Source organism: Ruegeria sp. YKSD163, assembly GCF_059612905.1.
Map to the genome: position 1 here is coordinate 1 of NZ_JBXWRM010000048.1, position 3,085 is coordinate 3,085.

The 3,085-nt window shown below is 55.4% G+C and carries 2 pseudogenes; both read left to right on the forward strand.

Features of this window, described 5'->3' with window-relative positions:
* Positions 1 to 663: pseudogene (locus tag AC2FNA_RS24085) on the forward strand (transposase); the annotation flags it as partial.
* Between the two features lie 269 nt (positions 664 to 932).
* Positions 933 to 3,085 (forward strand): annotated as a pseudogene (locus AC2FNA_RS24090) (hypothetical protein); the annotation flags it as partial.

A 3,085-nucleotide genomic window follows, 5' to 3' on the forward strand; every position in this document is an offset into this window, starting at 1 on the left:
GGTTCTTCCGAGCCGATGCCGCCTAAGCGATCCCCGCGATCAATGAGCGGCTGGAAGAGGCGGGCTGATTCTACGCCATCCGTTTGCCTGCAAACGCGGTGCTCAAGGACAAGATCGCGCGCCGGCTGACGCGCCCTGTGGGCGGCCGTCGCTGAACAAGGTCAAATGGTTCTTCGACGGTTTCCAATATCAGGCAGCGTCCTGGGACAAGGAGCGCCGGGTGATCGCCAAGATCGAATGGCATCCTGGCGAGCTGTTCCCGCGAGTCGGCTTCATCGTCACCAACCCGCCGATGGAGCCAGACTGGTTGGTGCGGTTCTACAATCAGCGCGGCACCGTCCAGCAGCACATCAAAGAAGGCAGATATGCCTTTCGCCGGACACGGCTGTCATGCCAGAAATTCCGCGACAACGAGGTGCGGCTGCAATTGCACGCGCTTGCCTACAACTTGGCCACTTTCTTGCGCAGTATCGAACTGCCCAAGGCCATGGCCGACTGGTCGTTGACCAGCCTGCAACTGAAGCTGATCAAAATCGGTTCGCGTGTCGTCCGCCACGCCAGCGCATCACGTTCCAGCTTGCCGATGTTGCCGTCAGTGGCGCTCTACTCAGTCGTGTTCTCGCGGCCATCCACCGGCTGCGCGCACCGCCGGTTCTCGGATGAGGGCATCAGCGGCAAAAACCAGTGGGAAGCGGCTCGACTGGTCTGTCAAAAAGGTAGTCGATCAGACCGAAATCCAGATAAACCCCGCCGCCGAGGCCACAAATCATGCTTCGTTCGCGCTTCAGATTCCCGGACCACAGCGCAATAGGCCCCAAAAGCTTGATCGGCGCACAAAGCGCCGTCAGAATGGCAAAGACGGCGTTCTACTTGGGGAATGTCGGCTTAGAAAAGTTCTAAGTCTTGCCGAAGCAAGAGAAAGGGAGATCTCGTTGGTAAATCTTGCGCCCAGCTTTTTTGTTGGCAGTGGACGGACTCCAGACTATTCAAACCCCAATTCCTTTTTGAGCCTAGCGGGTATTGCCACCGCGCCGGACGGTTCCTTCGCCATTTTGGGCAGCCTCTATGCTGCGGATCCCGGATGGCAAATCAGCATAGTAAATTCGAGCGGCGCACTAATTGGTAGTTCTACAAGGTACGCTAATGATCCTGATCGAAGCGGCGCGCTCGTTGTTGCTGCGCAGTCAGATGGCAAATTCATAGCTGGGACCTACTATGGCCGTTACGATAGCTCTTCGGGCGGAGCTTCTCCTTCTGGGACAACGCGTCGTTTCAACCCAGATGGAACACTGGACACTGGATTTGGCCTCGCAGCGGGGGTCAGTACAGCTGACAGCATTTCCGTTGGAGTTGATAATAAATATATAATTAGCGGATATTTGGAACCAGGTCTCTATGGTGGCGATAACTCAATACGAATTGTCCTTATTGGTGCTGACGGGGACCACCAAATTTCCAAATCCCTGTTTGTAAACTCCATTTCTAATTCGGGAACGAGAGATATTGTTCTGCGACCCGATGGGACAGTACTTCTGTCTGTAAAGTTCGCAACCGGCTGGAGCGTCATTAGACTAACCGAAACCTTAGACCATGACCTTTCTTTCGCCGGGGGTGAAGGCAAGGTCGCAATGAATATCAGCGCCATCAGTTTTATCGGCCATGCGATGGCCGCGCGAGCGGATGGCGGCTTTGTCATGGTTGGAGAGATTGGCGGCGATTTCGCATTGGTTGCCCACAACTCGGATGGCAGCATCGACACCAGCTTTGGTGGCGGGGATGGTATCGTTATTACCCCAGTCGGGACAATTGGAGACAGTGCGCGCGCAGTTTTCGTAGACGATGACGGTAACCTTACCGTGACCGGGTTCAAGTACGACCCAAACATCGGCAGGCATGATTTCGTTGTCACCCGCTATGATGAAAACGGCGTGCAGGACATGAGCTATGGCGACAACGGCGTCGCAAGTGTGCGTGGCTATGGGCAAGGTAAGGTAGCAATGCAAGGCGACGGCGGTATCCTGGTCACGGGATCTGGTATGTCTGCCCTGCGCATTGATGCCAAAGGGAACCTCGACCGGGCCTTCGGCAGTGAAAACACTTTGGGGGACACTGTCGAGTTTACTGAGAACGGTGCAGCGATTGTTCTTGATGACGATGTTCAGATCTTCGACAGTGAATTGTCGAATGACAACGGTGGTGCCGGAAACTTCAATGGTGCTTCCCTGACCTTAGAACGCAGCACCGGTGCTGCGTCGCAAGATGTCTTCGGCTTTCGCTTCGCGCCTGCCAGTATCTTGCAGTTTGATGGGGCTGCCATTGCAGCCAATGGCGTTGTCATCGCAAATGTCAGCCAATCAGGCGGGACGTTGCGCGTTACTTTCACGCAAGCCAATGGGATGATCCCGAATACCGCCCTTGTTGATGAGGTGATGCAGGCGATTACCTATACCAACACCTCTGACATGCCGGGTGCGACAGTCGATCTGCAGTGGGTCTTCGATGATGGCGATCAAGGCACTGGTGGCGCACAGAACGCGACAGGCATTACCCATGTTGGAATCACCGCCACCAACGATGCTCCGGTGATTTTTGATGACCTGTCTCGTGCTGGAGTTACGGAAGGTTGGAACGCTCAAGAGGTAACAGTCGGCACGTTTACAGCAACGGACCCTGAAGCCGATACGTTCAATTTCAGCACTAGCGATGCAAGATTCGGGGTAAAGGCGACCGCAACGGCGGGTCGGTTCGAACTGGTTATTCGCCCGAGCAGCAATATCGATTTTGAACAAGAAAGCAGCATAGACGTCCGGGTGACTGCCACAGAAACAGGGACCATGGAGTTGCTGTCAGGCAGTCGGACATTCACGCTAAATGTCACCAACATCGCGCAGGAGATCATCGACGCCAGCGCTGCTACAGATGATCTTTTGATGATCGCTGATGGCGCGCAAGACATGTCCCTTGTTGGGGGAAACGGCAATGACCGCCTTGTCTCGGACACAGGCAATGACTTCCTGAGCGGCGGAGGCGGCAACGATACACTTCGGCCCGGCGGCGGGCGCGATAGTCTGTTCGGCGGTACCGG